General features: G+C 73.7%; 5 protein-coding genes. 1 reads left to right on the forward strand and 4 read right to left on the reverse strand.

Annotated elements, in window-relative coordinates; translation table 11 throughout:
• Positions 1 to 106: 106 nt before the first annotated feature.
• A complete protein-coding gene (locus HY68_RS08590) occupies positions 107 to 1042 on the reverse strand; it encodes an NADP-dependent oxidoreductase (protein ID WP_041986478.1) in 936 nt (311 codons plus the stop codon).
• A gap of 309 nt (positions 1043 to 1351) precedes the next feature.
• Between HY68_RS08590 and HY68_RS08595 the strand changes: the two genes are divergently transcribed.
• Positions 1352 to 2569 carry an FAD-dependent monooxygenase gene (locus HY68_RS08595; RefSeq protein WP_041986482.1) on the forward strand — a complete coding sequence of 406 codons (1218 nt, stop codon included), beginning with the start codon at positions 1352 to 1354 and terminating at the stop codon, positions 2567 to 2569.
• Positions 2570 to 2669: 100 nt separating this feature from the next.
• Here the strand turns inward: HY68_RS08595 and HY68_RS08600 are convergent, their stop codons facing one another.
• From HY68_RS08600 to HY68_RS08610, 3 genes are all read right to left on the reverse strand, one after another.
• Positions 2670 to 3398, reverse strand: coding sequence for an ABC transporter ATP-binding protein (locus tag HY68_RS08600; protein WP_041986486.1), 729 nt, complete (start codon positions 3396 to 3398; stop codon positions 2670 to 2672).
• A gap of 10 nt (positions 3399 to 3408) precedes the next feature.
• The gene (locus tag HY68_RS08605) at positions 3409 to 4242 is read right to left on the reverse strand and encodes an ABC transporter ATP-binding protein (protein WP_041986491.1); all 834 of its coding nucleotides are present in this window, start codon (positions 4240 to 4242) and stop codon (positions 3409 to 3411) included.
• Positions 4239 to 5758, reverse strand: a 1520-nt coding sequence (locus HY68_RS08610) for a branched-chain amino acid ABC transporter permease (RefSeq protein WP_041986495.1), incomplete at its 5' end; no start/stop codon positions are given. The genes HY68_RS08605 and HY68_RS08610, both read right to left, overlap by 4 nt.

Here is a 5758-nt window from a genome sequence, read left to right on the forward strand (position 1 = left end):
GGCCCGCCACGACGGCTGGGCGAGCGACGACACGGCCCTGCTGGCCCTGCGGGTCCCCGACCGGACCTGACCGGACCTGACCCGACCGCCGACCGCTGGGCGGCGGTCAGCCTTCCGTGACGCGGATGATCGTTCTGCCGGGCGTCCGCCTGTCGCGACTGCCCCGGTCCTGACCGAACGCGGCGGCGGCCTCGGCCAGCGGCCGCACCGCCCCGACGAGCGGCTTGAGCCGCCCGTCCCGTACCCGCCGGGCGAGGTCCGTGAGGACGCGACGGTCGGGTTCGACGACGAAGAAGACGGCCCGGCCGTCGCGGGGGCGGACGGTCACCGGCCGGGCGATGGTGACGAGCGTGCCGCCCGCACGCACCAGCGCGGCCGAGCGGTCGAGGATGTCGCCGCCGATCACGTCGAACACCACATCCACCTCCTCGACGTCCTCAAGGCGCTCGTTCTGGAGGTCCACGAAGGTGTCGACGCCCAGGCCGACCGCCGTGTCACGGGCGTCGGTCCGGCCCGTGCCGATGACCCGGGCGCCCACCTCGCGGGCGAGCTGCACGGCAACGGATCCGACGCTGCCTGCCGCGCCGTGGACCAGCACCGTCTGGCCGGGGGCCAGCCGGGCGTGGTCGAAGAGGGCCTGCCAGGCGGTGAGTCCGGAGATCGGCAGGGCCGCCGCCGTGGTGTGGTCGACATCGGCGGGGAGCGGGGCGAGGTTGCGGGCCTCCACGGCGGTGTACTCGGCCAGCGAACCGTCACGGGTCCAGTCGGCCAGACCGAAGACACGCTGACCGACCGTCAGCCCTGTCGTGCCGTAGCCCAGTTCGGCGACGACACCGGACAGCTCGTGCCCGGGCACGCTGGGGGTGCGGTCACGCCCGGCCCGGTCGGTCCAGCTGGCGGGCCAGGCCAGCTCGCCCGGCGTGAATCCGGCCGCGTGGACGCGCACGATCACGTCGTTCTCCGCGGCGTGCGGATACGGCAGATCGGTGAAGGTGAAGCCGCCGACGCCGGCGTCACGGTCCTGGACGGTGATGGCTCGCATGCGTCATTCCTCCGGGTCGGGGGCTGTCACCGACGACCGTACGTCGCGTGAGCCTCCCGCACGCCGCACACGGGGCGGACTTCTCGCGCGATGGCCCGAATGGCGTCTGTCGGTGTGTCAGGGGAGTGACGATCCGGGGGTACGTGCGCCGCCGGGCGCCCGCGCGCCCCTCGGTAGGATCCCCGGCAGGCGCCGACCGCGGGAAGCGGGACAACGAGCGCCGACTCAGCCGGATTTCACCCCCGGTTGCGCCCGGTGCGACAGCGCGGGGAACGGCGACCGGAACACCAAGTGAGTGGAGAGCCAGTCATGCGTGGAGGCAGCATAGCGGTCGTCGGCGGCAGCATAGCGGGGTGCGCCGCGGCCCTGGCGGCGTCGCGCGGCGGAGCCGGGAAGATCACCGTCTTCGAGCGCGCCGATGCCCAACTCCGCGACAGGGGGGTGGGTATCGCCCTCCAGAGCGACCGGTACGACGAGCTGCGGGACGCCGGGTACGTGGCACCCGAGATGCCCTGGGCACCGCTGACCCGGCGGGTGTGGACCGTACGCGACGGCGAAGCGCGGCACGGCAGGGCCCTCGGTGAGCAGCCGTTCCCCTTCCGCGCCTACAACTGGGGTTCGCTGTGGAGCGAGTTGCGCCGCCGCGTGCCCGAGGACGTCTCCTACCGCTCCGGCGCCGTGGTGACCGGTCTGGAACCGGACGACGAGGGTGTGACGCTGCGGCTCGCCGACGGCCACGAGGAGCACTTCGACGCCGTGATCGGCGCCGACGGGTACCGTTCCGTCGTCCGTGAGGCCATGTTCCCCGGCGCCGGCGCGACGTACGCCGGCTACATCGGCTGGCGCGGTACGTCGCGGGACACCTCAGGTCTCCCCTCGGACGGCCACGACGCGCACAACATCGTCTTCCCCGGCGGCCATTGCATGGCCTACCGCATCCCGGACGGCTCGGGCGGCCACCTGCTCAACTGGGTGCTCTACACCGAGCCCCCGCAGGTCGACGGCCTCCACCCCGACCTGAAGACCCCGACCTCCCTGCCGCCCGGCCGGCTCAACTCGCAGCTCACCGCGCACCTGCGCGACCTCGTCGCCGAGCACTTCCCGCCGTACTGGGCGGAGAAGGTCCTCGGCACGCCCGCCGAGACGACCTTCATCCAGCCCATCTACGACCTGGAGGTGCCCCACTACACCTCGGGGCGGATGGTGCTCGTCGGCGACGCCGCCAGCGTCGCCCGGCCACACATCGGCGCCGGCAGTGTGAAGGCGCTCCAGGACGCCACCGCGCTGGAGGCCGCCCTGGTGGCCGGGAGCAGTTGGAAGGAGGCCCTGGAGAGGTACGACGTGAACCGGGGCGCCGTGGGGTCGGCGATGGTCGCGCTCGCGCGGCGGATGGGCAGCGCGCAGGTGGAGAACACCCCCGACTGGTCCGCCATGGGCCAGCCGGAGTTCGAGGCGTGGTGGCAGGACCAGAACAGCGGCTCCGACCGGCGCAGCGGCTTCGGCGGCCACAGCATGAAGACCAAGTAGCCCTGGGCGCAGGCCGGGTGCGGTGGTCGGTGACGCCGCACCCGGGCCCACATGCGGGTGCGGGGCCGGGTGCGCATGCGCACTGCCTGCCGCGCGCGGATCAGCCTGCCTGCGGGGCCAGTTCGAGCGCGGCGTGCAGCTCGGTGGCGTCGGTACGGGCGTCCGCGCCGTCGAGCCGTAGCGTCATCCGTCCCGAGGTGAGCACCGTGATCGTACGGGCGCACTCGACCGCCCGCGCCGGGCTGGGCGACACCAGCAGGACGGCGATACCCTCGTCCGCCAGCGTGACGACCAGCTCGTGCACCTGCTGGACGAGTGCGGGCGCGAGGCCTTCCGTCGGCTCGTCGAGCAGCAGCACGCTCGGCGAGCCGAGCAGCGCGCGGGCGAGTGCCAGCATCTGCTGTTCACCGCCGGACAGATCGGCCCCCCGGTTGTCCCGGCGCTCGCCGAGCCGGGGCAGCAGTTCCAGGACGCGCGCGGGGGTCCACACGCTGGGGCGCGTGGTGTCGCCACGGCGCGGCGGACGGTGGGACAGCCGCAGGTGTTCCGCGACGGTGAGCCCGGCGAACACGCGGCGGCCCTGGGGTACGAGACCGATCCCGGCGCGGGCGATCAGGTGCGCGGGCTGCCCCGTCACGTCCCGGCCGTCGAGCCGTACGGTGCCCGCGCTGGGGCGCATCAGCCCCGCGACGGTGTGGACGAGCGTGGTCTTGCCGGCGCCGTTGTGACCGACGACGGCATGGACCGTGCCTGCGGCCACCGACAGGTCGAGACCGTGCAGGACGGTGCCGCCGTGGTAGCCGGCGGTCAGACCGGAGAGTTCGAGCATCGGGGGTCCGTCATCCTCTCTCGTCTGCGGGAGCGGCGGACACGTCGGCCTTCGGATCGGTCTGGTACACGTCGCGCACCTCGGGGTGCGCGAGCGCTTCCTGCGTCGGTGCGGTGACGACCACCCGTCCCGCCGCCAACACCGTCACGGTCGAGGCGAGTTGGGCCACGACTTCGACATGGTGCTCCACCAGGATGATCGCGACGTCCGCCGGCAGCCCGCCGAGGATGCCGAGCAGCCGCCCGATGTCACCGTCCGTCAGCCCCGCGGCCGGCTCGTCCAGGAGCAGCAGGCGCGGCTCGCCCGCCAGCGCCGCGGCGAGGTCGAGCATCCGGCGCTGTCCGTGCGAGAGCGTGGCGGCCGGCTGGTGAGCGATGTCGGCGAGACCGACGGCCTCCAGACGGCGGAGCGCGGACTCGGCGTGCAGCCGCAGCCGGGACGGGCTGCGCCAGGCACCGCGGCGCTTCGGGTGGTGCGGCCAGCCGGCCAGTACGACGTTGTCCAGCACCGTCAACTCGGGTATGACCACGGGCTGCTGGAAGCTGCGGGCGATCCCGAGACGGCTGCGCCGGGCGGTGGACTTGCGCGTGACGTCCGTACCGCCGAGGACGATCGTGCCCTGGTCGGGCTTGTCCGTACCCGCGATGAGATTCAGCAGGGTGGTCTTGCCCGCGCCGTTGGGGCCGATCACGGCGTGCCGGGCGCCGGCCGGAAGCCGCAGGCTGACGTCGTCGACGGCGGTGAGACTGCCGAACCTGCGGGTGAGTCGGGTCAGGTCCAGCACCGGATGCGCCGGTGCGTCGGCCGATACCTCGATCGGTGCGTCGGTCGGTGCGGACGTCATGAGGAGACCTTCCCGGCGAGGGTCGGGGTGGCCGCGTCCTGCGACCCGCCGCGCCTCGATGCGCCGCGCAGACCGGCGAGGCCGCGGGGCAGCAGGTACACGGCGGCGACGAACAGCGCGCCGAGCAGCAGCGGCCCGTGTCCCGGCCATGAACTGGCCACCCAGTCCCGGGTGGCGACGATCAGGCCGGCGCCCAGCAGGGCGCCGATCACGGACGTCGAACCGCCGATGACGACCGCGAGCAGCGCGAAGGCGGCGATCTCGAAGCCCACGTCGGCGGGTGAGAGGTACTGCTGGACGGTGACCATCAGCGAGCCGCCGACGCCCGCGAGCGCGCCCGCGCAGATGTGCGCCACCAGCAGATACCGTCCCACCGGATGCCCGGAGGCGCGCATGCGTGCCTCCGCGCTCCTGGTGCCGGTCAGCAACTTCCCGGCAGGGGACCGCAGTACGAGCAGGGTGACGGCCACGGCGACGACGGCGACGACGAGCGCGTAGTTGTAGACCTGGCTCTCGTCGGTCATCCCCTCCCCGCCCCACAGCGCCTGCGTGGACGGGAAGCCGACGAGGCCGTCGGCGCCACCGGTGACGGACTTGAACTGGTTGATGACCGCGCTGCTCAGCTCGCCGATGGCGAGCGTGATCATCAGTACGGTCGTGCCGCGTGCCCGGATGACGGCGGGTCCGGTCGCCAGGGAGAAGACCGCGGCGGCGAGCGCCGAGAGGACGACCTGGACCGGGCCCATGTTCCACCCGGCGTCTGCCAGGTTGGCCGTGGCGTACGCGCCGACGGCGAACGGCGCGGTCTGGCCCAGCGTGGGCAGCCCCGCGTACCCCGTGAGGATGGTGACACTGACCGCGAGCAGCCCCAGGGCGAGGGCGGACCCGGCCAGCGTGATGCTGTACGCGTCGAGCATCCCCGGCAGCGCGATCAGCAGGACGAGCAGAACGAGCAGCGGAGCGGCCTGCCGCCACGCGCCCCCGCCCGGAAGCCGGTTGAGGGCGGCGAAGGGACCCACGCGCTTGACGGCCGGTGCGGGCGACTCGGACGGCGCGGGCGGCTCGTGCGGTCCGGACGGCTCGTGCGGCGAAACCGCAGGTACCGAACTCGCCTGTGCGGGAACGACACTTGACCGACGCGACCGCAGCCGCCCGGCCAACTGCCGCCGGAGCCGCGCCACCGGGTCCGCCGACGGTCCCTCCGGGCCGTGCACGGTCGCCGGTTCCGCGAGGCGGGAGCGGAGTACCAGCACGGCCGCCATCGCGGCGAAGAGCAGGTAGGGCGCGAGGTCGGGAGCGATCGAGACGCCCAGGGTCTGGACCTCGCCCACGGCGATCGCCGCGAGGAGCGTCGCCCACAGCGAGCGCAGCCCGCCGAGGACGACCACCACGAGGGACAGCATCAGCACGTTCTCGGACGTACCGGGCCCGGGGCCGATGATCGGCGCCCCGAGCACACCCGCCGCGCCGGCCAGCGCACCCGCCGCCGCGAGGACGCCGGTGTGCACCGCCCGGG

The organism is Streptomyces sp. AcH 505 (genome assembly GCF_000818175.1).
In the GTDB taxonomy this organism is placed as follows: domain Bacteria; phylum Actinomycetota; class Actinomycetes; order Streptomycetales; family Streptomycetaceae; genus Streptomyces.